18 protein-coding genes, 10 tRNA genes, 3 rRNA genes and 1 other RNA gene are annotated in these 25,840 nt (G+C 50.3%); 1 reads left to right on the top strand and 31 read right to left on the bottom strand.

Going from position 1 to position 25,840, the window contains the following annotated elements; genetic code table 11:
• Positions 1–7: 7 nt before the first annotated feature.
• The 31 genes from hprK to rpoE all read right to left on the bottom strand — a co-directional run bounded on the left by hprK (position 8) and on the right by rpoE (position 24,161).
• Positions 8–946: an HPr(Ser) kinase/phosphatase gene (hprK, locus tag C2I18_RS12775; protein ID WP_249901529.1), complete on the bottom strand. Its 939-nt coding sequence runs from the start codon at positions 944–946 to the stop codon at positions 8–10.
• 231 nt (positions 947–1,177) lie between these two features.
• Complete coding sequence (locus C2I18_RS12770; RefSeq protein ID WP_249901528.1) at positions 1,178–2,299, bottom strand: ABC transporter ATP-binding protein; 1,122 nt, start codon at positions 2,297–2,299, stop codon at positions 1,178–1,180.
• A gap of 109 nt (positions 2,300–2,408) precedes the next feature.
• Positions 2,409–3,503, bottom strand: coding sequence for a PucR family transcriptional regulator (locus C2I18_RS12765; protein ID WP_249901527.1), 1,095 nt, complete (start codon positions 3,501–3,503; stop codon positions 2,409–2,411).
• Between the two features lie 118 nt (positions 3,504–3,621).
• The gene (locus C2I18_RS12760; RefSeq protein WP_249901526.1) at positions 3,622–4,575 is read right to left on the bottom strand and encodes an NAD(P)/FAD-dependent oxidoreductase; all 954 of its coding nucleotides are present in this window, start codon (positions 4,573–4,575) and stop codon (positions 3,622–3,624) included.
• A 132-nt stretch (positions 4,576–4,707) separates the two neighbouring features.
• Positions 4,708–4,780: transfer RNA gene (locus C2I18_RS12755), tRNA-Lys, on the bottom strand.
• Between the two features lie 7 nt (positions 4,781–4,787).
• Positions 4,788–4,873, bottom strand: a tRNA-Tyr gene (locus C2I18_RS12750).
• A gap of 6 nt (positions 4,874–4,879) precedes the next feature.
• Positions 4,880–4,955 (bottom strand) — tRNA-Phe (locus C2I18_RS12745).
• 24 nt (positions 4,956–4,979) lie between these two features.
• Positions 4,980–5,057: transfer RNA gene (locus C2I18_RS12740), tRNA-Asp, on the bottom strand.
• 16 nt (positions 5,058–5,073) lie between these two features.
• A tRNA-Thr gene (locus tag C2I18_RS12735) sits at positions 5,074–5,149 on the bottom strand.
• Positions 5,150–5,183: 34 nt separating this feature from the next.
• A tRNA-Val gene (locus C2I18_RS12730) sits at positions 5,184–5,259 on the bottom strand.
• A 7-nt stretch (positions 5,260–5,266) separates the two neighbouring features.
• Positions 5,267–5,343: transfer RNA gene (locus C2I18_RS12725), tRNA-Met, on the bottom strand.
• 26 nt (positions 5,344–5,369) lie between these two features.
• A tRNA-Ser gene (locus C2I18_RS12720) sits at positions 5,370–5,461 on the bottom strand.
• Positions 5,462–5,540: 79 nt separating this feature from the next.
• Positions 5,541–8,467: ribosomal RNA gene (locus C2I18_RS12715) — 23S ribosomal RNA — on the bottom strand.
• 244 nt (positions 8,468–8,711) lie between these two features.
• Positions 8,712–8,787 (bottom strand) — tRNA-Ala (locus tag C2I18_RS12710).
• A gap of 95 nt (positions 8,788–8,882) precedes the next feature.
• Positions 8,883–8,959, bottom strand: a tRNA-Ile gene (locus C2I18_RS12705).
• 40 nt (positions 8,960–8,999) lie between these two features.
• Positions 9,000–9,116, bottom strand: a 5S ribosomal RNA gene (gene rrf, locus C2I18_RS12700).
• Between the two features lie 109 nt (positions 9,117–9,225).
• Positions 9,226–10,783 (bottom strand): 16S ribosomal RNA (locus tag C2I18_RS12695).
• The 16S, 23S and 5S rRNA genes sit together here with 10 tRNA genes alongside, the layout of an rRNA operon.
• Before the next feature lie 343 nt (positions 10,784–11,126).
• Entirely contained in the window at positions 11,127–11,393 is a 267-nt protein-coding gene (locus C2I18_RS12690; protein ID WP_249901525.1) for a pro-sigmaK processing inhibitor BofA family protein, read from the bottom strand.
• Positions 11,394–11,420: 27 nt separating this feature from the next.
• Positions 11,421–11,678, bottom strand: a complete 258-nt coding sequence (locus C2I18_RS12685) for a DUF2508 family protein (RefSeq protein WP_249901524.1) — start codon at positions 11,676–11,678, stop codon at positions 11,421–11,423.
• Positions 11,679–11,892: 214 nt separating this feature from the next.
• Positions 11,893–12,492: a recombination mediator RecR gene (gene recR, locus C2I18_RS12680; RefSeq protein WP_249901523.1), complete on the bottom strand. Its 600-nt coding sequence runs from the start codon at positions 12,490–12,492 to the stop codon at positions 11,893–11,895.
• 36 nt (positions 12,493–12,528) lie between these two features.
• Positions 12,529–12,840 carry a YbaB/EbfC family nucleoid-associated protein gene (locus C2I18_RS12675; RefSeq protein WP_249901522.1) on the bottom strand — a complete coding sequence of 104 codons (312 nt, stop codon included), beginning with the start codon at positions 12,838–12,840 and terminating at the stop codon, positions 12,529–12,531.
• A 54-nt stretch (positions 12,841–12,894) separates the two neighbouring features.
• The gene (dnaX, locus tag C2I18_RS12670; RefSeq protein WP_249901521.1) at positions 12,895–14,652 is read right to left on the bottom strand and encodes a DNA polymerase III subunit gamma/tau; all 1,758 of its coding nucleotides are present in this window, start codon (positions 14,650–14,652) and stop codon (positions 12,895–12,897) included.
• Between the two features lie 138 nt (positions 14,653–14,790).
• Positions 14,791–15,058: signal recognition particle sRNA large type (gene ffs, locus C2I18_RS12665), an RNA gene on the bottom strand.
• 165 nt (positions 15,059–15,223) lie between these two features.
• Complete coding sequence (gene rpmE / locus C2I18_RS12660; RefSeq protein ID WP_066368182.1) at positions 15,224–15,421, bottom strand: 50S ribosomal protein L31; 198 nt, start codon at positions 15,419–15,421, stop codon at positions 15,224–15,226.
• A 122-nt stretch (positions 15,422–15,543) separates the two neighbouring features.
• On the bottom strand, positions 15,544–16,821 hold the full coding sequence (locus C2I18_RS12655) for a radical SAM family protein (RefSeq protein ID WP_249901520.1): 1,278 nt from the start codon (positions 16,819–16,821) through the stop codon (positions 15,544–15,546).
• Positions 16,822–16,846: 25 nt separating this feature from the next.
• Positions 16,847–18,205, bottom strand: a complete 1,359-nt coding sequence (rho, locus tag C2I18_RS12650) for a transcription termination factor Rho (protein WP_249901519.1) — start codon at positions 18,203–18,205, stop codon at positions 16,847–16,849.
• Positions 18,206–18,365: 160 nt separating this feature from the next.
• A complete protein-coding gene (locus C2I18_RS12645) occupies positions 18,366–19,619 on the bottom strand; it encodes a UDP-N-acetylglucosamine 1-carboxyvinyltransferase (RefSeq protein ID WP_249901518.1) in 1,254 nt (417 codons plus the stop codon).
• Between the two features lie 293 nt (positions 19,620–19,912).
• Complete coding sequence (gene fba, locus C2I18_RS12640) at positions 19,913–20,767, bottom strand: class II fructose-1,6-bisphosphate aldolase (RefSeq protein WP_249901517.1); 855 nt, start codon at positions 20,765–20,767, stop codon at positions 19,913–19,915.
• Between the two features lie 206 nt (positions 20,768–20,973).
• The gene (locus C2I18_RS12635) at positions 20,974–21,360 is read right to left on the bottom strand and encodes a response regulator (RefSeq protein WP_249901516.1); all 387 of its coding nucleotides are present in this window, start codon (positions 21,358–21,360) and stop codon (positions 20,974–20,976) included.
• Positions 21,361–21,698: 338 nt separating this feature from the next.
• The gene (locus C2I18_RS12630; protein WP_249901515.1) at positions 21,699–23,306 is read right to left on the bottom strand and encodes a CTP synthase; all 1,608 of its coding nucleotides are present in this window, start codon (positions 23,304–23,306) and stop codon (positions 21,699–21,701) included.
• Positions 23,307–23,603: 297 nt separating this feature from the next.
• Positions 23,604–24,161, bottom strand: coding sequence for a DNA-directed RNA polymerase subunit delta (gene rpoE / locus C2I18_RS12625; RefSeq protein WP_249901514.1), 558 nt, complete (start codon positions 24,159–24,161; stop codon positions 23,604–23,606).
• A gap of 498 nt (positions 24,162–24,659) precedes the next feature.
• Between rpoE and C2I18_RS12620 the strand changes: the two genes are divergently transcribed.
• On the top strand, positions 24,660–25,829 hold the full coding sequence (locus C2I18_RS12620) for a S8 family peptidase (protein WP_249901513.1): 1,170 nt from the start codon (positions 24,660–24,662) through the stop codon (positions 25,827–25,829).
• Positions 25,830–25,840: the final 11 nt, after the last annotated feature.

Here is a 25,840-nt window from a genome sequence, read left to right as displayed (position 1 = left end):
CACACTCCTAGTCCAGATCATCCATATCTTCAGAAATGGTGGCTGTAAGTTTATTGGTAAACTGCAGGGCTGCATTGAAGCCCATCTGCTTCAAGCGGTAGTTCATGGCTGCCACTTCAATAATAACGGCAAGATTTCGTCCCGGACGCACCGGAATCGTTACGAGAGGAATATCGGTATCAATGATCCGTGTTGTTTCCTCATCCAGACCAAGCCGGTCATATTGTTTATCCTGCTGCCAGGCTTCCAGACGCACCACCAGCGTAATCCGTTTGTGATTGCGGATCGCACCTGCGCCAAAGAGGGTCATTACATTAATAATCCCGACGCCGCGGATTTCCAGCAGGTGACGGATCAGCTCGGGCGCCGTACCATGCAGCTGATTATCTGAAGTCTGGCGGATCTCTACCGCATCATCGGCAATCAGCCGGTGGCCGCGTTTGACCAGTTCAAGTGCAGTTTCACTCTTACCGATCCCGCTGCTGCCTGTAATCAGCATACCTACACCGTATACGTCACAAAGAACGCCATGGATCGTTGCCGTTGGAGCGAGGCGGCCCTCCAGGAAGCTTGTCAGTCTGCTGGAGAAAATCGTAGTCGCCATGGCGCTCCGCAGCACCGGAAGCCCCTTTTCATTGCTAATATCGATCAGCTCCTGCGGTACATCCAATCCTCTTGTAATTACGATACACGGAGTATTGTCGTTACAGATTCCGCGAAGCCGGCTCTCACGCTCCCCTTCAGGCAGCATGGAGAAAAAAGCAAGCTCCGTCTTACCCAGCAGCTGAACGCGCTCCTCCGGATAATATTCAAAATAACCGGCCATCTCCAGCCCCGGACGGTTCAGGTCATCCACTGTAATCGGTCTTTTCAGACCTTCATGTCCGGATACGACTTCAAGTTGAAAATTCTGTACCAATTCCGATACTTTTACCTTCTTAGCCATATCTATTCTTCCTTTCGTCACCTGCGGTTTGTCCGCTATGCCCGCATCAATTCAGCAAATTATCCCTTTTACATCTGCAGGTAATTCTCCTGCTATCTTAATGGATAACGCTTATGAATGCAATTCTTTTGCCGTTTCCCTGCCTGGCATCCCTCAAGGACTATCGTCCTCTAAAAATAAAAAAAGCCGCCCTTTCAGGCGGCTTTCTCAAGCAGGGAAGATACTGCTATCTTAGCCCAGCAATACGTTCAGTTCGGACTCTTTATCGAAGATATGAATTTTGTTCATATCGATTGCCAATTTTGGCTTGCTGCCTTCGCGTGTAGTGGAACGTCCGTCCACACGGGCGATTACAGTACCTGCACCAACGCCGCTCAGGTAGAGGAGCATTTCGTGACCCAGGTTCTCAGTAACATCAACCAGCGAAGTGAAGATGGTGTTCGGGGAAGCTTCCAGGAATACTGGCTCTTCGTGAATATCTTCAGGGCGCAGACCCATGATTACTTCTTTGCCGATGTAACCTTTGTTGCGCAGGATTGTAGCTTTGCCGCCTGGAACTTCAACATCAAGGTTGTCAGCGCGGAAGCGAACGGAACCGTTAACTTCGGACAGTGTACCATTGATAAAGTTCATTGTAGGGGAACCGATAAATCCGGCTACGAACAGGTTAGTTGGCTCATTGTACAGCTCTTCAGGGGAAGCGGCTTGTTGAATGATACCATCATACATAACTACGATACGGTCACCCATCGTCATAGCTTCTGTTTGGTCATGCGTTACGTAGATACAAGTAGTTTCAAGGCGTTTAACCAGCTTAGTGATTTCCGCACGCATTTGACCACGAAGTTTAGCATCCAAGTTGGAAAGAGGCTCATCCATCAGGAAGACTTGCGGATCACGGACAATCGCACGTCCCAAAGCGACACGTTGGCGTTGACCACCGGACAGGGCCTTAGGCTTACGCTCAAGCAAGTGCTCGATATCGAGGATCTTGGCAGCTTCGCGTACTTTCTTGTCAATCTCTTCTTTCTTAACTTTACGCAGTTTCAGACCGAACGCCATGTTCTGGTACACGCTCATGTGCGGGTACAGGGCGTAGGATTGGAATACCATCGCGATATCGCGGTCTTTAGGTGCAACGTCATTAACTACACGGTCGCCAATGTACATTTTACCTTCAGAGATTTCTTCCAGACCGGCGATCATACGGAGAGTTGTGGATTTACCGCAACCGGAAGGACCTACCAGTACGAGAAATTCTTTATCTTTAATATCAAGATTGATATCCATTACTGTTGCTTTATCGGAACCCGGGTATTTTTTGAAAATATGCTCTAAACGTACGCCTGCCATTGTATTTCCCCCTCGAGTTTATTGTTAGGATAAAAAATAAATCGCTTTCTTGTACACTTATCTTAACCCAGACGGGTCCTTCTGGCTATTTGTAACGTTCACAAAAAACCTATTTTCTTTTCGTCACTTTATACAATAACATGGCTAACTTCACAATCGCCGCATCCCCAAAACTGCGTACATCTGCGCCTGTCTCCTGTTTGATTTTATCCAGGCGGTAGAGCAGGGTGTTGCGGTGGATATACAGCTTCTTTGCAGTCTCACTGACATTGCAGTCCATTTCAAAAAATGTCTCCAGCGTCAGCAGCATTTCCTTATCCGCGAGCACAGAGGAATAATCTCCGATCTGTCCCAGCAGCTGTCTGCGCCGGCCATCAGGAATACTGTTAACCAGACGCTCCATGTGCAGTTCCCAGGGAAGATGAATATAATCTCCGACCTGAAAAATACGTCCCAGCACAATCGTCTCTCTCAGCAGTGCTACAGAACCCGTCAGTCCTTTTACCGGAACGATTGCCGGGGCTACGGCCAAATGAAACACACCGACCCATTCACTGGCAATCAACTCATGCAGCCCCATGCAGGTCTGTGCAAGCAGCTCATCAGCACTTTCTTCCTCATCTTCCTTATCATCTCCACCGGTGAGCAGTTCTTTACGGGCTAAAATTAGCCATTCTTTCTCCTGCAGAGGGATGAGTATCACTTCATTCTCAAAATAATTGCGCAGCAGCTTCATCAGCGAACGGTAGGATATCTGCGGATTATGTACATTTTCGCTAACCAGCAGGAAGGGGATCATTTCGCCGAACAAACGTCCCTTCAAAGACATATCATCAGGGATTTCCGCATCAGTTTTCTCCTGCTCCAGTTGAGAGTTAAGCCATGCACTAAGCTGCCGTGCTTCGACTTCCCCCTCTTCCTTGAGTCCGGTAGCCTTGAGGGCAACCGAGAAATTGCGCGCTGCATAGTTGACCAGCTGTACCTCAAGGGTAGAGAGGCCTTCAAGCTCCACCCATACAGCAGTTACTCTTCCGTCATTATCATACAAGGGCACCCAGAGATAACCGTCATGAGTGACCAACTCCTCTCCGCCTTCAGTGCCCATGGCGAAAAGGGAAGCCGAATGCTGCCTCCCTAACTGCTTGATTCCGGTTCTCTTTCCGGTGAGTTGCTCCAGCTTTTGACGCAAAACCTCACTATCCATCGTCACCATTCTCCACCACTTTTGCTCTTTTTGCCTATTTTATCATATTTTCCGACAAGATGCGGCCTGGCTCACCGCAAGTAGGGAGAATCGTCCATAGTGGTGCAAAGCTTTCAGCTTATTTTACTGTTGAAGGTCTTTTTCGGGCTGGAGGAAGCTGCACCGGATTGAGTTTCTTCAGCACCTTGTTCATCCAGATCCCGGCAATCGCACCGTCACCCATGGCAACCGTAGCCTGCTCCGCGTGAACAGCAACATCCCCTGCCACCCATACATGCTCTACATCAGTCATGAGAGAGCGTCTATTAGCCTCTATATGCCTGTTTTTGTGCAAACTTACTCCCAGCTGCTCCGCCAGCTCAGAATGTACGGGATTGTTGCCGAATGCAATAAATCCGCGTTCTGCCGGTAACTTAACACCATTTTGCAGGACTACATTTTTAATCTTTTCTTCGTTTTCCGTTTCCAGGTGACTAATCGGCTCTTCTATATAAAGGATGTCTTCTGCTTCAAGGCGGCGGCGGTTTTCTTCAGATAGAGGCTTCTTTTCATGATTAATGTAAGTTAAGTCCCCCGTGCGTTCCCGTAAAATAAAGGCCATATTCGCACCCGCATCACCCGAGCCCATAAGCACCGTTTGCTTATCTTTAATTTCGAAGCCGTCACAATCCGGGCACACATACACTGTATTGCCAAGAGTAGGGAGGAGACCCGGCAGTTCAGGGAACCGGTCCATAACACCTGTAGCCAGCAGCAGCGTTCTGCAAATGTATTGCTCGCCCTGTTCTCCTGTCAGAAGAAACAGCCCGTCATTCTGTTTAGCCGCCTTGACGATCTTATCCGTCTTGAACTCAACACCGGCAGTTTCAGCCTGTCTCCGTCCCTTCTGCCGCAGTTCCTCACCGGATACGCCCTCCGGATAACCGAGTATATTATGATACTTGTGGCATATGCTCGATCTGCCTCCTCCCGCATCTATAACCAGTACACGGTGTACAGAATAACGGCCTAACTGAATCGCTGCCTGCAGGCCGGCAAAGCCCCCGCCAACAATGATTGCATCATATGTCATTTAATTCCCTCATTTCTGCTCAGTATTATAAACATATAATTAAACGAGGGCAGAAATTTTAAACTTGAAAAATATTTAAAAATGAAAACACAAAAAAAGCCACCACCCTGAGGTGATGACTTTCTGTTGGGATGAGCCATGAAGGACTCGAACCTTCGACACCCTGATTAAAAGTCAGGTGCTCTACCAACTGAGCTAATGGCTCGTAAAACTGGTGGAGGCTGATGGATTCGAACCACCGAACACGTACGTGAGCAGATTTACAGTCTGATGCGTTTGGCCACTTCGCTAAGCCTCCGTAATATGGTGGCGCGGGAGGGAATCGAACCCCCGACACAAGGATTTTCAGTCCTTTGCTCTACCGACTGAGCTACCGAGCCATGTTACAAGCCGTAAAAAATAAATGGCGGAACCGACGGGATTCGAACCCGCGATCTCCTGCGTGACAGGCAGGCATGTTAGGCCAACTACACCACGGTTCCGCATTTGTGAAAATAATGGTGCCGGCGAGAGGACTTGAACCCCCAACCTACTGATTACAAGTCAGTTGCTCTACCAATTGAGCTACACCGGCACGGTGTAAAAGTATTGCCGTATTGAAGTGAAAATGGTGGAGGCTGAGGGGATCGAACCCCCGACCCTCTGCTTGTAAGGCAGATGCTCTCCCAGCTGAGCTAAGCCTCCGGGTGTATGGTAGCGGCAGAGGGGATCGAACCCCCGACCTCACGGGTATGAACCGTACGCTCTAGCCAGCTGAGCTACGCCGCCACACTAACAAATTTCATGGATGATAATGGCGGAGAGAGAGGGATTCGAACCCTCGCACCGCTTACGCAGTCTAACCCCTTAGCAGAGGGTCCCCTTATAGCCACTTGGGTATCTCTCCAAACAGATAGCAACCATGTATATCCATATCAGACTTAATCGCCTGAAAACTGAATCCGAAACAAATCTGCGTTTTAATTTTGGATAAGCCCTCGACCGATTAGTATTGGTCAGCTCCATGCATTGCTGCACTTCCACCTCCAACCTATCTACCTCGTCGTCTTCAAGGGGTCTTACTAGTTGGGAAATCTCATCTTGAGGGGGGCTTCACGCTTAGATGCTTTCAGCGCTTATCCCGTCCGTACGTAGCTACCCAGCCATGCTCCTGGCGGAACAACTGGTGCACCAGCGGTACGTCCATCCCGGTCCTCTCGTACTAAGGACAGCTCCTCTCAAATTTCCTGCGCCCACGACAGATAGGGACCGAACTGTCTCACGACGTTCTGAACCCAGCTCGCGTACCGCTTTAATGGGCGAACAGCCCAACCCTTGGGACCTACTTCAGCCCCAGGATGCGATGAGCCGACATCGAGGTGCCAAACCTCCCCGTCGATGTGGACTCTTGGGGGAGATAAGCCTGTTATCCCCAGGGTAGCTTTTATCCGTTGAGCGATGGCCCTTCCATGCGGTACCACCGGATCACTAAGTCCGACTTTCGTCCCTGCTCGACTTGTAGGTCTCGCAGTCAAGCTCCCTTATGCCTTTGCACTCTTCGAATGATTTCCAACCATTCTGAGGGAACCTTTGAACGCCTCCGTTACTCTTTAGGAGGCGACCGCCCCAGTCAAACTGCCCGCCTGACACGGTCCCTGTACCCGCTTAGGGTACCAGGTTAGAACCTAGATACGATCAGGGTGGTATCCCAACGGCGCCTCCACAGAAGCTTGCGCTCCTGCTTCTACGGCTCCCACCTATCCTGTACAGATCGTACCCAAATTCAATATCAAGCTGCAGTAAAGCTCCATGGGGTCTTTCCGTCTTGTCGCGGGTAACCTGCATCTTCACAGGTATTAAAATTTCACCGGATCTCTCGTTGAGACAGCGCCCAAGTCGTTACGCCATTCGTGCGGGTCAGAATTTACCTGACAAGGAATTTCGCTACCTTAGGACCGTTATAGTTACGGCCGCCGTTTACTGGGGCTTCGGTTCATAGCTTCGGGTTACCCCTAACCACTCCCCTTAACCTTCCAGCACCGGGCAGGCGTCAGCCCGTATACTTCGCCTTGCGGCTTCGCACAGACCTGTGTTTTTGCTAAACAGTCGCTTGGGCCTTTTCACTGCGGCCCCCTCGGGCTATTCACCCTACCGAGGCACCCCTTCTCCCGAAGTTACGGGGTCATTTTGCCGAGTTCCTTAACGAGAGTTCTTCCGCGCGCCTTAGAATTCTCTTCTCGCCTACCTGTGTCGGTTTGCGGTACGGGCACCTTCTCCTGACTAGAGGCTTTTCTTGGCAGTGTGAGATCATGACCTTCGCTACTGTAATTTTCGCTCCCCATCACAGCCCAGCCTTACGGTGTGCGGATTTGCCTGCACACCAGCCTCACTGCTTAGACGGACATCCATCAGTCCGCGTCACTACCCTCCTGCGTCACCCCATCGCTCATAGCGGATTACGGTGGTACAGTAATTTCAAACTGTTGTCCTTCGACTACGCCTGTCGGCCTCGCCTTAGGTCCCGACTTACCCTGAGCGGACGAGCCTTCCTCAGGAAACCTTGGGCTTTCGGCGGATCAGATTCTCACTGATCTTTTCGTTACTCATACCGGCATTCTCACTTGTGTACTCTCCAGCGCTCCTTACGGTACACCTTCAACGTATACACAACGCTCCCCTACCCCTGATGCATACGCATCAAGCCATAGCTTCGGTGGTGTGTTTAGCCCCGTTACATTTTCGGCGCAGAGTCACTCGACCAGTGAGCTATTACGCACTCTTTCAATGGTGGCTGCTTCTAAGCCAACATCCTGGTTGTCTGTGCAACTCCACATCCTTTCCCACTTAACACACACTTGGGGACCTTAGCTGATGGTCTGGGCTGTTTCCCTTTTGACAATGGATCTTAGCACTCACTGTCTGACTCCCGGCAAGAAGTAAATGGCATTCGGAGTTTGACTGAGCTTGGTAACCCTTGCGGGCCCCGCACCCAATCAGTGCTCTACCTCCACCACTCCATTCACCGAGGCTAGCCCTAAAGCTATTTCGGGGAGAACCAGCTATCTCCGAGTTCGATTGGAATTTCTCCGCTACCCCCACCTCATCCCCGCACTTTTCAACGTACGTGGGTTCGGGCCTCCAGTGCGTGTTACCGCACCTTCACCCTGGACAGGGGTAGATCACACGGTTTCGGGTCTACGTCCACATACTTAATCGCCCTATTCAGACTCGCTTTCGCTGCGGCTCCGGCTTCTCACCTTAACCTTGCATGTTAAACGTAACTCGCCGGTTCATTCTACAAAAGGCACGCCATCATCCATATAGAGGACTCTGACTTCTTGTAAGCACACGGTTTCAGGTTCTATTTCACTCCCCTTCCGGGGTGCTTTTCACCTTTCCCTCACGGTACTGATTCACTATCGGTCGCCAGGTAGTATTTAGCCTTAGCAGATGGTCCTGCTGGATTCATACGGGGTTTCACGTGCCCCGCACTACTCGGGATCCGTCTCGGAGAGAACACAGTTTAGGTTACAGGGCTTTTACCTCTATCGCGGGCCTTTCCAGACCTCTTCACCTACCATATTCTTTTGTAACTCCATGTGAGACGTCCCACAACCCCAGGAGGCAAGCCCCCTGGTTTAGGCTGTTCCGCGTTCGCTCGCCGCTACTGACGGAATCACTATTGTTTTCTCTTCCTCAGGGTACTTAGATGTTTCAGTTCCCCTGGTCTGCCTCAACACATCCTATGTATTCAGATGTGAGTGACTGCGAATTACCACAGCCGGGTTTCCCCATTCGGACACCCCCGGATCAAAGCTTGCTTACAGCTCCCCGAGGCAGTTTCGTTGTTCGCCACGTCCTTCGTCGGCTCCTGGCGCCTAGGCATCCTCCGTGTGCTCTTATTAGCTTAACCAACGCTACGGTGTTTCGCTTGTTTGCTCATCTTGTTTTGAATAGCGCGTCCGGATCACTCCGTACGCTAGAATATTCAAAGCCAAAAGTCGCTTCACAATCGAAAACCTTCGCTTTCAGCATCGCCATTAATTTTAAACTTGTTTACACAAGTTCAGCTTAAAGGAATGTTCTAAAACGCAAATTCGTTTCGGTATCCAGTTTTCAAGGATCAAGGTATTGCATATACTTAAATTAAAACATTATGGTGGAGCCAAGCGGGATCGAACCGCTGACCTCCTGCTTGCAAGGCAGGCGCTCTCCCAGCTGAGCTATGGCCCCATAAATACACCCCAAAAAGTGAAGTGTAGCTTCGAGGTTTATTCCGATTACTTTCCGTGGACCCCGACTACTCATATTAAATTAGGAATGTTATATGGTGGGCCTTGGTGGACTCGAACCACCGACCTCACCCTTATCAGAGGTGCGCTCTAACCAACTGAGCTAAAAGCCCATATAACATAACATGGATCCAACCAAAGGAATGGTTGTCCGCTTGGCAGCGTCCTACTCTCCCAGGACCCTTCGGTCCAAGTACCATCGGCGCTGGAGGACTTAACGGTCGTGTTCGGGATGGGTACGTGTGGAACCCCTCCGCTATCGCCACCAAACGGTTGAAAGGATTGACCTTTCAAAACTGAACACGAGTGAGTGTTTGAAGCTTATGGAAGCTTAGCTTCCGATTTGAATGTTTCCGTTGCAGGAAACGATTCTCCATAGAAAGGAGGTGATCCAGCCGCACCTTCCGATACGGCTACCTTGTTACGACTTCACCCCAATCATCTACCCCACCTTCGGCGGCTGGCTCCCTTGCGGGTTACCCCACCGACTTCGGGTGTTGTAAACTCTCGTGGTGTGACGGGCGGTGTGTACAAGACCCGGGAACGTATTCACCGCGGCATGCTGATCCGCGATTACTAGCAATTCCGACTTCATGCAGGCGAGTTGCAGCCTGCAATCCGAACTGAGACCGGCTTTGCTGGGATTGGCTCCACCTCGCGGCTTCGCTTCCCGTTGTACCGGCCATTGTAGTACGTGTGTAGCCCAGGTCATAAGGGGCATGATGATTTGACGTCATCCCCACCTTCCTCCGGTTTGTCACCGGCAGTCACTCTAGAGTGCCCAGCTCGACCTGCTGGCAACTAAAGTCAAGGGTTGCGCTCGTTGCGGGACTTAACCCAACATCTCACGACACGAGCTGACGACAACCATGCACCACCTGTCTCCTCTGTCCCGAAGGCCGCCTCTATCTCTAGAGGATTCAGAGGGATGTCAAGACCTGGTAAGGTTCTTCGCGTTGCTTCGAATTAAACCACATACTCCACTGCTTGTGCGGGTCCCCGTCAATTCCTTTGAGTTTCAGTCTTGCGACCGTACTCCCCAGGCGGAGTGCTTACTGTGTTAACTTCGGCACCAAGGGTATCGAAACCCCTAACACCTAGCACTCATCGTTTACGGCGTGGACTACCAGGGTATCTAATCCTGTTTGCTCCCCACGCTTTCGCGCCTCAGCGTCAGTTACAGCCCAGAAAGTCGCCTTCGCCACTGGTGTTCCTCCACATCTCTACGCATTTCACCGCTACACGTGGAATTCCACTTTCCTCTTCTGTACTCAAGCGACCCAGTTTCCAGTGCGACCCCAGGTTGAGCCCAAGGTTTAAACACCAGACTTAAATCGCCGCCTGCGCGCGCTTTACGCCCAATAATTCCGGACAACGCTTGCCCCCTACGTATTACCGCGGCTGCTGGCACGTAGTTAGCCGGGGCTTTCTTCTCAGGTACCGTCACTCCGATAGCAGTTACTCTACCGGACGTTCTTCCCTGGCAACAGAGCTTTACGATCCGAAAACCTTCATCACTCACGCGGCGTTGCTCCGTCAGGCTTTCGCCCATTGCGGAAGATTCCCTACTGCTGCCTCCCGTAGGAGTCTGGGCCGTGTCTCAGTCCCAGTGTGGCCGTTCACCCTCTCAGGTCGGCTACGCATCGTCGCCTTGGTGAGCCGTTACCTCACCAACTAGCTAATGCGCCGCAGGCCCATCCCGTAGTGACAGATTGCTCCGTCTTTCATTCTTTCTTCAGGAGAAAAAAGAAATTATCCGGTATTAGCTACCGTTTCCGGTAGTTATCCCAGACTATGGGGCAGGTTGCCTACGTGTTACTCACCCGTCCGCCGCTAAGTTAATTTGAAAGCAAGCTTTCAAATTAACTCCGCTCGACTTGCATGTATTAGGCACGCCGCCAGCGTTCGTCCTGAGCCAGGATCAAACTCTCCAATTAGTATTGAAAAGAGCGATTCGCTCATTTTGAAACATCTGACGAGAATTTGCATTCTCAGGATGAATTTCTAAAGCGTACGAGACGCTGCGAAAATCATCAATTTTTCGAAATCACCGAAGCGACTTCTCACTCACTCGTTGTTCAGTTTTCAAAGATCAAGCTCGTCGTTGCTTTAATTTTTCTCGTCAGCAGCGACCTTTATAATATATCATGGCGACCATGTTTCCGTCAAGCGTTTTTTTTAATTTCTTTTTTCGCTTTCCTTTTGAACAAGTTATCGTGTGATATCCTGTCGAAAGGGCCGTGTATTAATGTATCACAGATTGCTGACCAGAGTCAACACCTAAAACAAAGTTATTTTCAAACCGAGCAGCATCAATACTCCGGGAAGGCCAAGAACCGTTACTGCGCCTATAGTTGCAGGGTTAAGAGGGATATAAACATCAGTGAGGAGACCGGAAAAATTAACGAGGTAAATGCCGAGTGCGGCAAGAATAAGATGGGTGCCGAACAGACTGAGCCAGGCCCAGCCCATTTTTTTACGGAAGATAATTAATAACAATAAGGATGCCGATAAAACCAGTACACCTAATGCGACCATTCTGAACATACCGTTCCCCCTTTACTTATCTGCCAACTAAAATTTGCTGCTGTTGAGCCCTATACTTTTGGCATGCTTGAGATGTATCTGGTATTTGCGTTCAGCCGCTTCAAGTATATATATGGCATAATCAATCTGATCCTGGCCCAACGCCTCATCGAACATCAGGTAGGCCCGCTCCCATTCTGCCTGGGCTTTGCGGACGTCCATCAACACATTCCACTCTTCCTCCCGTTGTACGGTCCCTGACTGTCCCCCGGCCTCATACTGCCGTATAAAGTTCCACCAGCTCACCCTAGCCCCTCCTCTAAGAATACTTAGCCTGTACAGCCTCACTGCATGTCTCCGGCATATTCTCATTCATATAAAGAAAGGGACAAACTTAGAACCAAAACCATGAACACAACGAATCGCCTTGATTACCCCAAACTCTCCAGTGTCTTAAGAGCACTTACAACAAAAAAAGAGCCCTTGCGGACTCTTCTCTCTACACACTATTTCCTAACTCCTAAAACAGCTCACGGCGGCCTTCCAGAGCTTTGGACAGTGTAACCTCATCCGCATACTCCAGATCACCTCCAACGGGCAGCCCATGGGCTATCCTGGTGATTTTGATCTCAAACGGGCGGACAAGGCGGGAAATATACATGGCAGTGGCTTCACCCTCAATATTGGGGTTGGTCGCCATAATCAGTTCTTTTACTTTCTCATCGCTCAGGCGGGTCAACAGCTCCTTCAGACGGATGTCGTCCGGACCTATCCCCTCCATAGGAGAGATTGCACCCTGAAGCACATGATAATAACCGTCGAACTCCTTGGTTCTCTCTATAGCCACAAGATCCTTGGATTCCTGGACTACACAAATCACCGACGAATCACGGGTTTTGTCCTGGCAAATACGGCACGGGTCGGTGTCGGTAATATTACAGCAAACCGAACAATAATGAAGATTGCGTTTGACACTGACCAGCGCTTTGGCAAAGTCAATGACCTCATCCTCTTTCATATTGAGCACATGAAATGCCAGCCTTGCTGCCGACTTCGGACCGATCCCGGGCAAACGCGTAAAAGCATCAATCAGCTTGGCTAGCGGTTCGGGATAATACAAAATGATAATTCTCCTTTGGACTGGACGGAGTCAGACCTAGAATAAGCCAGGAATCTTCATTCCGCCAGTGAATTTGCCCATATCGTTGTTGGCCAATTCCTCTGCTTTGGTGAGTGCATCATTAACAGCGGTAATCACAAGATCCTGCAGCATTTCTACATCTTCCGGATCTACAGCTTCCGGTTTGATCTGGATGGACAGCAATTTCTTATGGCCGTTAACCTGAACAGTAACTACACCGCCGCCTGATGAACCTTCAATAGTCTTGCTTCCGAGTTCTTCCTGGGCTTTGAGCATTTGCTCCTGCATTTTTTTAACCTGTTTCATCATCTGGTTCATATTATTCATACGTCGTCTCTCCTTTGGGATGCGCATATGGCGCAAAGTAGGCTTGAATTTCAGTTATTCTTTTATGACAACAAGGTCTTCCCCAAACAGCTGGATAGCCTCGTCAATCCATGGTTCTGTCTTCGCTTCTCCTGATTCGTGTTCATGTTCCAGGCGCAATTCTTCTGTATCCGGCTTGGCCGGGGCCTTCTGTGAAGCCTCATTCCAGTCGCGCAGCATCATGGTAACAAGGCGGTACGGTCTGCCGAGCTTTGAAGCAAGCACATTCTCAATCACCTGTCTGTTCGCCGGCTTCTCGGTAGTATCACGGTGAATGGTGTTCTTAAAAGCAACAAGCACTGCGTCATCCAGAACTGAGACAGGCTCACCGTCTACAAACCAGGCGTGGACCGTCACCTTCTCATCCTTCACTCCCTGCAGAACAAGGCTCCACTGCTTATAGACAGCATCAAAATCCGGACTGTTCTTCGCAGCTATGAACTTATCCATCTGCGGAGGCAGCTTGGCCGGGGATGAGATACGCGGAGCAGAGCTCTGCGAAGGCGCCTGGCGCTGTACAGCAGCCTGATCGCGTCCGCCTCCGGCGAGATTCCCGGCCTGCATAGCCTGCTCAAGCTTCTTCTCTAATGCGGCAATCTGCCGCTTGAGAAGCTCCAGTTCCCCCGATGATGCCGCAGCGCCCCCCTCTGCCGGTACATGAGCTGAAGGCTGAACCGGAGCATTCTCCTGCTGCAGGCTGCACAGCTTCATCAGCGCCACTTCGAACAGTGTCTGCGGATGAGTCGCATATTTCATCTCACCAAGATAGCGGTTTAGGGTCTCAACAATATAAAACAACCGCTCCCGGGTAAACTTCGCAGCCATATCACGGAATTCCGCCGGGTTAAGCACACGGTCCGTTAACTGATCTGCTCCAGGCACCATCTTGATCATCAGTAAATCGCGGAAATAATACAGCAGATTCTCCAGGCATTTGTCGGCGCTCTTGCCCTCCTGCATAAGCTGCTCAATAAGCTCCAGAAGCAAGCCCATATCGCTATCCAGAATAGCTGTTGCCAGGCGGGCGAACTGCTCGGAAGGAATCCCACCCGTCATGCCAAGCACCTGCTGATAAGTGACATTCCCGTCAGTAAAAGAAGAGATCTGATCCAGTATGCTGAGCGCGTCACGCATTCCCCCGTCGGATAGACGGGCGATATATTGCAGTGCATCGGCATCCGCAGTAATACCTTCCTTCCGGCAAATCTCTGTAAGACGGCCGGTCTGCTCCTCCAGGGACACTCTGCGGAAGTCAAAGCGCTGACAGCGCGAGATAATCGTCGCCGGCAGCTTATGAGGCTCCGTAGTTGCCAAAATAAACATCACATGGGGCGGCGGCTCCTCAAGCGTCTTAAGCAGCGCATTGAACGCCTCCGTAGTCAGCATGTGCACTTCGTCAATGATATACACTTTACGGCGCACTTCGGTAGGTGCGTATTTCACCTTATCCCGCAGGTCGCGAATCTCTTCCACACCCCGGTTAGAGGCGGCGTCAATTTCCTGCACGTCCATGATGTTCCCTGCGGTAATCCGCAGACAGGACGGGCATTCATTACACGGTTCCGGACCCGGACCCCGCTCACAATTGACTGCCTTGGCCAAAACCTTGGCGGCACTTGTCTTACCGGTTCCCCGCGGACCGCTGAACAGGTAGGCATGCGAAACCCGCTGTTCACGAATCGCATTCTGCAGTGTCTGGATAATGTGCTGTTGTCCTACCATGTCTTCAAACGACTGCGGCCGCCAGGCACGGTACAGCGCGATATGTTCCACTATGCATTACCCTCTCTTAGGCTGCCGCTTTCCGGCATTTGTCGCTAATTTATTATACTATATTAGCCAGACTTTGACCAAAAACAAAAAGCATCTTTGCTTGTGGCAAAGACGCTTATTAATCATAGATAAGTTAAACCGTGCACCTGTTATTGATGGCTGCGATCCAAGCGGCAACCCTACGAAGCTGCTCGGGCTAGGCCACCCTCCGGCACAAGAGCAAACTTGCTTATGGCTGCTTCCTTCCGGACCTGACCAGGTTCACAAGCACTCATTGCGGAGGACCCAACCGTCAACACAGCCCGTAGGAACCAGGCCTCACATCGACAGCACCTCTAACAGGAATTCAACCTCGCTACAGCGGATTGCGAGTTACAGGGCACCGCTACCTCCCCGTCTAGCACGGCGAAGATAAGTATAGCTCAGTAAACGACAAAAATCAACCCACCAAGAACAGCCACGGCATCCGTCCTTTGCCAAAACCTTATACAACCCCGTAAAAATAAAAACCCTCCGGCAGAAACAGCCGGAGGGTTAATCCAATCACTAAGCTGCAGAAGAGCTTGTCTGATTAGATACCGTATTTCTTCTTAAATCTATCGACACGACCACCAGCATCCAGGAACTTCTGCTTACCAGTGAAGAATGGATGGCAGTTGGAGCAAATTTCGACGCGCAGTTCTTGTTTAACAGATCCGGATTCGAAAGTGTTGCCACATGCGCAAGTTACCTTAGTGATGTTGTACTTCGGTTGGATTGCTTCTTGCATTTGAATTTCACCTCTCATGCCCTAGGCCTCATGCGGACCCAGAGTTATTAAACACACAACAGTATATTAGCACGGAATTACAAAATGAGCAATATGTTAAAATTTAACGGACCTCCGCCCGGCTACAGGCTCACCCGGCGCTGCTTAACACGGGCTAATTCTGCAGGCGGAACATGCGTAAATGAGCCAATCACCACACCCGGCAGCTCTTCTCGGAAAATCTCAAGCATCGTCTTCATTCCGAGGATCTCTCCTTGTGCAGGAGGAATCAATTCCAGATAGCTCTCGGGGTCGATGTTCAGGTTACGCATCTGGATCAGCTTCAGGTCCGTACGTCTGACGAACTCAACCATTGCTTCGATCTCTTCCTCACGGTCGGTTACACCAGGGAAAATCAAATAGTTAATCGAGGTGTACACACCTTGCGATGCAGCATACTTCAAAGACTTCTCCACATTGGCCAGAGTATATCCGCGCGGCTTGTAGTACGCATTATAATGATCATCGAGAGCGCTGATGGTGCTGACCCGCATCAAATCAAGCCCTGCATCCACAATGCTGCGGATATGATCGTTAAGACCGGCGTTCGTATTGATATTGATATAGCCCATATCTGTAATTGAACGCACTTCACGGATCGACTCAATAATCAGTTTGGCCTGGGTGGAAGGTTCACCCTCACAGCCTTGACCGAAGCTGATAATGGATTGCGGAGTCTTGAGATGCTCGAGCATAACCTCTGTAATCTCGCTCACCGTAGGACGGAAATTCATCCGTGTCTGCGGGGATACAAAGCCGCTGTCATCCGGTTGTTCGGAAATACAGCCAAAGCATCCGGCATTACAGGAATACGAAACCGGCACTCCGCCTTCCCAGCGCCCCAGGAATGTATTGGAAGAGGTCAAGCACTCATAACCCAGCGCACAATTGGACAAATGCCCGTAAAGACGGTTCTCCGGATATTTGGCAGTCAAATCCCCTACGCCCGCTTCTACATCATCCCTGTCACAGTTCAAGGGATTCCACTGCTCCGGATCATCCGTCGGGTCAGCAGCCACATAAAAGCCCCCGTCCTTCCACACTACAGCCGAATAGCCGAAGAGCGGAAGCTTGTACGACTTGTCTGTCTTGACGTAGCCAGGAAGGCAGAGCCGGGTAAAGCCCTGCGGCAGCAGCGCTCCGACAGCCTGCGACCCCTCCGGCAGCGCCGTCATTTCACCAGTTTCGGGATCCATGCCTACCGCACGTGTGCTTGGCAGACCTACCAGCGTAGCTCCTTCCGGCAGCGGAATCAGTTCTTCCTCCAGCATCTCAACGATCATATCCCCGCTGCGGGCCAATCCGTACAGCTCGGGGTGATCGTATACGTTTCCTTGCTCGTCAGCATATACCAAATACATGTTATTCTCCTCTTGTTATCTATTCTCAGGTTGTAGGGACAGAAGAAGCCTTCGGCCGCGTAGTACGACGTGCAGATGAGCCGCTGTTAGAGGTTCCGCCATTACTGGCTGTACCGCTTGCGGAGGAAGAGTCCTTCCCTCCTGCAACATCAAAAGATGCCAGGAATTCAGCATTTGTCTTACTGTCACGCAGCTTTTTGAGGAATCCTTCCACAAAGTCGTAGGATTCGTTCATATTTTTGCGGATCGCCCAAATCGTGTCGAGCTCTTCTTTGCTCAGCAGTACCTCTTCGCGGCGAGTACCCGAACGGCGGATGTCGATAGCCGGGAAAATCCGGCGTTCTGCCAGCTTGCGGTCCAAATGAAGTTCCATATTTCCTGTACCTTTAAATTCTTCATAAATAATATCGTCCATACGTGAACCTGTATCAATCAATGCTGTCGCCAGAATCGTCAGACTTCCGCCTTCTTCCACATTCCGCGCCGAACCAAAGAAGCGCTTAGGCCGGTGGAACGCAGCCGGATCAATCCCTCCGCTCAGAGTCCGTCCAGATGGCGGCACAACCAGGTTATAGGCTCTGGCGAGACGGGTAATGCTGTCCAGCAGAATAACAACATCCTTTTTGTGCTCCACCAGACGGAGTGCCCGCTGCAGAACAAGCTCCGCTACCTTGATATGATTCTCCGGCAGTTCATCAAAAGTTGATGCAACCACTTCCCCTTTTACAGAGCGCTGCATATCGGTAACTTCCTCAGGACGTTCATCAATCAGAAGTACGAACAATTCAATCTCGGGATTATTAGTGGAAATGCTGTTGGCGATTTCTTTTAAGAGGAGCGTTTTCCCTGCTTTGGGAGGTGCTACGATCAAACCGCGCTGCCCCAGTCCTACGGGAGCGAGCAAATCCATTATTCGGGTAGATAGATGTGTAGGGGATGTTTCAAGCGGCAGCTTATCTTGCGGATAAAGAGGTGTCAGCGCCGGAAAATGCAGGCGCTCTGCTGCACTGGCAGGATTCTCGCCGTTAACGGCGTTCACCTGAAGCAATCCGAAGTAACGTTCATTCTCTTTGGGAGTGCGGCATTTCCCGGATACGAGATCTCCGCTTCTTAGATCAAATTTGCGGATTTGGGATGCCGAAATATAAATATCTTCCGGGCTGGGCAGATAGTTGATCGGCCTCAGGAAACCGTAGCCTTCCGGCAGTATCTCCAGAACACCCTCCATAAACATAAGCCCGCTCTGCTCGGCCTGGGCGCGGAGAATCGCAAAGATCAGCTCCCGTTTCTTCAGCTGTCCGTAGTAAGGAATCTGGTACTTTTTGGCCAGCTTATACAGATCGGTCAGCTTCATTTCTTCCAGGTCGGAAATTTGAAGATCCATGTAATAACCACCTATTCAATTTTATATAAGTTCATCTAGCAAATTTGCAGCACAAAAAAAGAGACTCTCAAAACACTCATTAGGATAGCATTACCCAAAATGGAAGGAGATATGCATAAAATCTGCAAATTTTACTCCTTCCAAAAGGATAATCGGCCACCTACTCGTTCTCGCGCCAGACTTCAGCACCCAGGCTGCGCAGATTCGGTACGAGATTGTCGTACCCTCTGTCGATAAACTCCACGCCTGTAACCTCGGTAATTCCTTCCCCGACGGTTAAACCGGCAATGACCAGGGCTGCACCTGCACGTAAATCAGCAGCTTTAACCTTCGCGGCATTCAGCCTGCTGCCTTCAATAATAGCTGAACGTCCTTCTACACGGATCTTAGCACCCATACGCACAAGCTCAGGTACATGCTTGAACCTGTTGCTATACACAAAATCGCTAAGTACACTAACACCTTCAGCCTGGGTTAGCATGCTCGTCATCGGAGATTGCAGATCAGTGGCAAAACCGGGGTACACCAGCGCTTTGACATCGACATGCTCGTATTTGGCTCTGCCGATCACCCGGATACTTTCATCCAATTCTTCAATATCCACACCCATCTCCAGAAGCTTGGCGGTTAAAGCCTCCAAATGCTTCGGAATGACGTTATCTATTAACACGTTGCCCCGCGTAGCCGCAGCGGCAATCATATATGTTCCAGCTTGGATCCGGTCAGGAATGATGGAGTGACGGCAGCCGTGCATTTCCGTAACACCTTCGATCCGGATAGTTTCTGTGCCGGCGCCTTTAATAACAGCGCCCATAGAGTTCAATAGGGTAGCTACATCTATAATCTCAGGCTCTTTAGCCGCATTTTCGATAATTGTAGAGCCTTTGGCCCGTGAAGCCGCAAGCATGATATTAATAGTGGCACCAACGCTGGATACGTCTAAGTAAATCTTCGCACCCCGCAGTTCTTTAGCATACAAGTGAATAGAACCATGATCATTTGTTACAGTCGCTCCCAGTGCTTCAAAACCTTTGATATGCTGGTCTATCGGACGGGGCTCAAAATTACAGCCGCCGGGCAGGCCTATTGTCGCTTCTTTAAATCTTCCAAGAAGCGCTCCCATCATATAATAAGAAGCTCTGAGTTTTTTGACTGGTCCATTAGGCATGGGGATCGATACGATACGGGAGGGGTCAATTCTCATCTGGCTGCCTGACCAGGAAACGGTCCCGCCAAGATCTTCCAGAATTTCGGAGTATACAGCAACATCACTAAGAGACGGCAAATTATCCAGGACAACTTCAGATTCAGCCAAAATAGCTGCGGGAATAAGCGCAATTGCACTATTCTTCGCTCCGCTGATCGTTACTGTGCCCTCAAGCGGACGTCCGCCGCCAATCATTAACTTTTCCATAAATTTATCTGGTTCCCCCTACGTGTATTGCAGCTTATCCGGCAATACCTGCTGTGGTCTTTTGTGGTAATGACATAAAGAAACGGCTGCACCGCCCCTGTAAGGACGGCGCCCGTTTCCGCTTATTAAACGGAAAGACACCGGCTATGCGGTGTACTTTCCATATAAGGCTATTCAACTGGACAGCATGAACAGCCTGTCCTGCAATGGAGACATTAACTGCGCAAATACACATAAGAAGCCTATCCCGGCATCCGTGCAGAGATAGCTTGTCCGCCAGAGGCGAAATGAAATTAGGCTTTGTTATTGGATCCGAATTCACGGATTTTGCCGATAACTGTTTGTTTGATCGCTTCACGGCCTGGTGCAATGAATGTACGCGGATCGTAAGCATCCGGTTTAGCAGCCAAAACTTCACGAACCACTTTAGCAAATGCGATTTGGTTCTCAGTGTTTACGTTGATTTTGGAAGTTCCCAGGGAAATGGATTTCTGGATGTCATGCAATGGAATACCTGTACCGCCGTGAAGAACGAGCGGAAGCTGAACAGCATCGCGGATTTCTTCCATTTCTTTGAATCCGAGGTTAGGCTCACCGTGGTAAGGACCGTGTACGGAACCAAGTGCAGGAGCCAGGGTGTCGATGCCTGTTTCTTTGACAATGCGTACGCACTCGTCAAGGTCAGCATAGGAAATGCCGCCGATAACATCATCTTCCTGTCCGCCGACAGTACCAACCTCTGCTTCTACGGAAACACCTTTAGCGTGTGCATATTCAACGACTTTCTTAGTCATTTCGATGTTTTCTTCGATCGGGTGGTGGGATCCGTCGATCATAACAGATGTAAATCCGGCATCAATTGCCTCTTTACATTTGTCAAAGCTGGAACCATGATCCAGGTGAATCGCAACAGGAACAGTGATTTTCATATCATGGATAAGACCTTCAACCATCTTAACAACAGTGTAGAATCCGCCCATGTGACGGGCTGCGCCTTCGGAAACGCCAAGGATTACTGGTGACTTCTCTTCTTCTGCTGCACCAAGAATCGCTTGAGTCCACTCCAGGTTGTTGATGTTGTACTGGCCTACTGCATATTTTCCTTCAAGTGCTTTGTTCAACATGTCAGTCATAGATACTAATGGCATGGTTTCAATCCTCCTAAAATGTTGGGTTGCTTATAAAAAGCCGACATCACATACAGGCTTATTATAGCACATCCTGTGTCAAATACTAAATAGGATACTTAAAAAAATGTCCCGGTGGGACGATATTCATCCAGCCCATATCCCAAACGGACTTATCCTCTTTATATTGTCCACATCAGGACTCCCTCAAACTCCCTGTAACCCTGCTATCTCATTTGATCCACTGACTTATTGTGTAGATGCATGTTCACGGCAACCCGCATTTCATCGATATCAAAAGGCTTGGTAAAATGCATCAGCGCCCCGAGCTTGGTCGCTTCCTTGATCATATCCAGTTCACCGTAGGCCGTCATCATAATCACCTTAATGGCAGGGTCGATCTCTTTCAAATGCTTCAGAATTTCCAATCCGTCCATTCCCGGGATCTTCATATCGAGCAGAACCAGGTCCGGGGATTCCTTGTGGACAATTTCCAGTGCCATTTTACCGTTAGCTGCTTGAAAGGTGGCATACCCCTCACTATTAAATACTTCCATAAGGAGAATCCGGATTCCGTTCTGATCGTCGACAATTAACACTTTCTTCTTTTCCATATCATACCCTCCCAGGTTTAAGGCAGATTGTCTATACCGCGCCCTCGCACAGCTAACGGTTTCCAACAACTAATTCTATACGAAACCTATTATTCGTGCTTAACAGCCAAAATCCTGCTAATTGCATAAATTGCGTAAATGTATTCCAGATACTGGCTTGCTTCAGGAGGGGTGAAAAAAGGGGAATATTCATTGAAAAGTTCATCTAATAACGAATGTAGTGTGCAGGATTATTATGTATTGATGTGCAGAAAGGAAGAGGAATTTATTATTTTTATATAAAAAAAGCCTCCTTACGGAGGCTCCTGCAGACCCATACGGGCCGGTTCTATACCGAATTACAGCTGTTCGGAATGTGTCAGGGATGCTTTGACAAATTCGCGGAAGAGCGGCTGCGGACGGTTTGGACGTGAAGTGAACTCCGGATGGAACTGTACCGAAAGGAACCAAGGATGTCCCGGAAGCTCAACAATTTCCACCAGACGGCCATCCGGAGAGGTTCCGGAGATGACAAGGCCGGCTTTTTCAATTTCATCACGGTAAGCATTGTTAAATTCATACCGGTGACGGTGACGTTCGTAGACCAGCTCATCGTCATAACAGGACATAGCAAGTGAATCAGGCAAAAGCTTGCAAGGGTACAGGCCAAGACGCATCGTGCCGCCCATGTCTTCAATATCCTTCTGTTCAGGAAGCAGGTCAATCAGCGGATGCGGTGTAGCCGGATCAATCTCGGAGCTGTTCGCTCCTGCCAGTCCCAGCATGGAACGTCCGTATTCGATAACGGATACCTGCATGCCGAGGCAGATGCCGAAGAATGGGATCTTTTGTTCACGCGCATAACGGATAGCGGAAATCTTGCCTTCGATACCCCGGTCGCCGAAACCGCCGGGAACCAGGATACCGCCTACTCCGCCGAGCAGTTCGTCAACGTTCTCATCCGTAACCGCTTCTGCATCAACCCAGCGGATTTTGACTTCCGCATTCGCTGCAAAACCGGCATGCGAGAGCGATTCAACCACGCTCAGGTAAGCATCATGCAGCGCTACATATTTACCGACCATAGCAATCTCAACCGTACGCTCCAGCTTCTGAATCCGGTCAAGCATGCTTTCCCATTCACGCATATCCGGTGCAGGCGTAGTCAGCTTCAGGTGGTTGACCACAATCTCATCCAGACCTTCGTCACGAAGGTTCAGCGGTACTTCATACAGCGTGGAGGCATCGCGGCATTCCACTACGGCATTCGCATCAATGTCGCAGAACAACGCCAGCTTGGCCTTCATATCATCAGTCAAAGGGTACTCCGTACGGCACACGATCACATTCGGCTGAATTCCGATGCTGCGGAGCTCTTTAACGCTGTGCTGTGTCGGCTTTGTTTTTACTTCGCCGGCAGCCTTGATGTAAGGAATCAGGGTAACATGAATGTACATTACATTCTCGCGGCCGATGTCGCTCTTGATCTGACGAATCGCTTCCATGAACGGCAGGCTCTCGATATCGCCTACAGTTCCGCCGATTTCCGTAATTACAACATCAGATCCGGTCTCGCGGCCCGCGCGGAATACGCGTTCCTTGATCTCGTTGGTGATATGCGGAATAACCTGAACCGTACCGCCCAAATACTCCCCGCGCCGTTCTTTGCTGATTACCGAGGAGTAGATTTTGCCAGTCGTTACGTTGCTGTTCTTGGACAGATTGATGTCAATAAACCGTTCATAGTGCCCGAGATCGAGGTCTGTTTCCGCGCCGTCATCCGTTACAAATACTTCCCCATGCTGATAAGGACTCATTGTTCCAGGGTCTACGTTAATGTAAGGATCAAATTTCTGGATCGTCACCTTAAGACCTCTGTTCTTGAGCAGCCTGCCCAGCGAAGCGGCGGTGATGCCCTTGCCCAGGGAAGACACAACGCCACCCGTTACAAAAATATACTTTGTCACTGTAAAACCCTCCTAAATAAAGTCCAAGAAATTCAGGCGACGCTTTGCTTATCGTAACCCTTTTTTCCATCATCAAAACGGGGAACTTAAAAGTTGCTGCTGCTGCCCGGAAATAACAGGCAACGTACATCAAATCACACCAAAAAAACCATCTAAAAAAACAAAAAAGTGACACCCGTAGACCCGGGGCACTTTTTATTTTAGAAACAATATGAACTTCCATTATAAGCCCATGCAATAGTTTACTCTGACGATCATACCCATGTCAAGGGACGAATTATGCCCTGTCACATGTTTCTAGTATTCGTCATCCTCATCGTCACTGTCGGCATCCCCGTCTTCGGAGTCCTCATCGCTGTCTTCATCATCTTCGTCAATGTCATCATCATCGATAACAACATCTTCGTCCACTTCTTCTTCGCTGTCGTCGTCGGAATAAAGGTCGTCACGGTCTTCATCGATGACATCGAAATCCTCTTCCTCAGCAGCGTAGTTCTCTTCGTCATCCGCGAAGTCGTCATCTTCCAGATCATCGTCCTCATCGTTAATAATCCGCGGACGTTTGGAATTGCCGACCGGATCATCAGAGCGTTCCAGCGGATACCAGCGCTTAAGTCCCCACAGATTGGTTCCGACACAGGCAAACCGCCCGTCGATGTTGATCTCGGTATATAACTGTGCAATCGTATCGTTGGTTTGTTCTTCGGTCATACCGCGCAGCTTGGCTACTTCAACCATCAGGTCACGGTAATAATAAGGTGTGTTGGCTGCTTTGAGCACCAGGAAAGCCAGGTCCACCATAGGCATTTCTTTAACTTTCTCAGGGTCCAGCTTTAAATTGAGTGGCGTACTCACTAAAGGACACTTCCTCTCACGCATTGTTCACATTACCGTTAATTTCTATATCATGATATCCATTAACAAAACTAAGTAAAACCTATTTGCAGGCAAAATGCAAGTTAAATGAGGCAAGTCCCCCGGAAGAACCGGCTTCCCCCGCCTGTACAAGCTTGAGCTTGTCCAAATAAACACACCCGGGTTGTTGTAGGAGCTTTCGGCTATTCCTCAAAAGAAGGCGGAAGGAACCGGAACTTTCAGGGCCGCCGCTCCTGTTCACCCGCATTAAAAAGGCGGAGGAATTTCCTCCGCGCATGACTGTATCCACGCCAAGGATCGGCTCCTTACGGGATGTTGCAAAGAGAGTTTAATCTCTTCCGTTTATTTTATGTACAACGCAGCCTTTTGACACGTTGGGCAGCCCATTTCCGCAAAAAAGGGCAAGTTCCCATTCGGACGCATGCCTTCCTTCATAGAATATGGCAGCACGGCACCGAGGAGGGGACAGCACAACCTATGGATTATTACGGATTTTGGCAGATGTTGCTCGATGAGATATCGGCTGCCTCCAAACATACAGAGCGGCGCATCGTCACCTTCAATGATGGCCGCCATTATGCTGCAGCGCTATCCCAGTGGAAATCGCTGAAGAAGAAATTGCCGGGCCTGCGGCAGGTTCAGGTATCCCCGCTGATCCGGGCCTTCTTTGTGCCTGCAGCCAGTCCGGAAAAGCTGATGGTTAAATACTCATCTGCTCTAAGCATAGAGGAAGATCTGCGGATCCGGGTCCACTCCCTGGCGGGTGAAATGACCGGTACCGCCGTGATGCCATGGGGTGTAAAGGCAATTCATGCCCCTCAGGCCTGGTCAAAATCCACCGGGGTGCATGTGAAGATCGGCGTTATCGATACCGGTGCTGATTACCGACATCCTGATTTACGGCACTCGCTGGCTTCAGGGGTAAATCTGCTGAACCGCGGCATGCTGCCGTTTGATGATAACGGGCACGGAACACATATTGCCGGAACGTTAGCTGCGGCAGGCGGAACACGCGGGATGATGGGCGTTGCCCCGCGGTCGCTGATCTACCCGGTTAAGGCATTCGACCATAACGGCTCTGCCTATGTATCTGATATTGTGCTCGGCATCGACTGGTGTGTGCAGAACAACATCGACATTATTAATATGAGCTTCGGCATGAAAACAAGAAGCAAGGCCCTTCATGAGGTGGTCATCAAGGCCTACCGGGCCGGGATTGCCATCATTGCTTCCTCCGGCAACGACGGCAAACGGGGCGGTGACTACCCCGCCCGCTACCCCGAGACCATCGCCGTCGGCGCGATCGACAGAAGGCACCGCGTAGCAGCCTTCAGCAACCGCGGCCCGTACATCGATGTCTACGGGCCGGGCGAAGGTGTCCCCTCTTGCTGGCTGAGGGAGGGGTACAAGGAAATGAGCGGCACGTCGATGGCAACATCGCATGTGACGGGAGCCGCAGCACTGCTGCTCGCATTGCGGCCGTCCCTGACGCCGCGCGAGCTGAAGCTGCTGCTGCGCCGCACGGCACTGCCGGTGCGGCTGCGCAAGGGCCAGCGCCGCGCTTCGCTCGGCGGCGGCGCGGCCGATGCCATGCGGCTGCTCCGGGCGGGCACCCGGGCAAGGCGCAAAGCTGCCGTAAAGGCGTAGCGCTGCCGGCA

The organism is Paenibacillus sp. PK3_47, from assembly GCF_023520895.1.
Taxonomy (GTDB): Bacteria; Bacillota; Bacilli; order Paenibacillales; family Paenibacillaceae; genus Paenibacillus_AQ.
Note: the sequence above shows the minus strand (reverse complement) of the source record. Positions and strands in the feature narration are given on the sequence as shown.

Coding starts and splice junctions, on each gene's coding strand:
- hprK (WP_249901529.1), bottom strand. CDS start 946: ATGGCTAAGAAGGTAAAAGTATCGGAATTGGTACAGAATTTTCAACTT.
- C2I18_RS12770 (WP_249901528.1), bottom strand. CDS start 2,299: ATGGCAGGCGTACGTTTAGAGCATATTTTCAAAAAATACCCGGGTTCC.
- C2I18_RS12765 (WP_249901527.1), bottom strand. CDS start 3,503: ATGGATAGTGAGGTTTTGCGTCAAAAGCTGGAGCAACTCACCGGAAAG.
- C2I18_RS12760 (WP_249901526.1), bottom strand. CDS start 4,575: ATGACATATGATGCAATCATTGTTGGCGGGGGCTTTGCCGGCCTGCAG.
- C2I18_RS12690 (WP_249901525.1), bottom strand. CDS start 11,393: ATGTTCAGAATGGTCGCATTAGGTGTACTGGTTTTATCGGCATCCTTA.
- C2I18_RS12675 (WP_249901522.1), bottom strand. CDS start 12,840: ATGAATAATATGAACCAGATGATGAAACAGGTTAAAAAAATGCAGGAG.
- rpmE (WP_066368182.1), bottom strand. CDS start 15,421: ATGCAAGAAGCAATCCAACCGAAGTACAACATCACTAAGGTAACTTGC.
- C2I18_RS12655 (WP_249901520.1), bottom strand. CDS start 16,821: ATGTATTTGGTATATGCTGACGAGCAAGGAAACGTATACGATCACCCC.
- rho (WP_249901519.1), bottom strand. CDS start 18,205: ATGGATCTTCAAATTTCCGACCTGGAAGAAATGAAGCTGACCGATCTG.
- C2I18_RS12645 (WP_249901518.1), bottom strand. CDS start 19,619: ATGGAAAAGTTAATGATTGGCGGCGGACGTCCGCTTGAGGGCACAGTA.
- fba (WP_249901517.1), bottom strand. CDS start 20,767: ATGCCATTAGTATCTATGACTGACATGTTGAACAAAGCACTTGAAGGA.
- C2I18_RS12635 (WP_249901516.1), bottom strand. CDS start 21,360: ATGGAAAAGAAGAAAGTGTTAATTGTCGACGATCAGAACGGAATCCGG.
- C2I18_RS12620 (WP_249901513.1), top strand. CDS start 24,660: ATGGATTATTACGGATTTTGGCAGATGTTGCTCGATGAGATATCGGCT.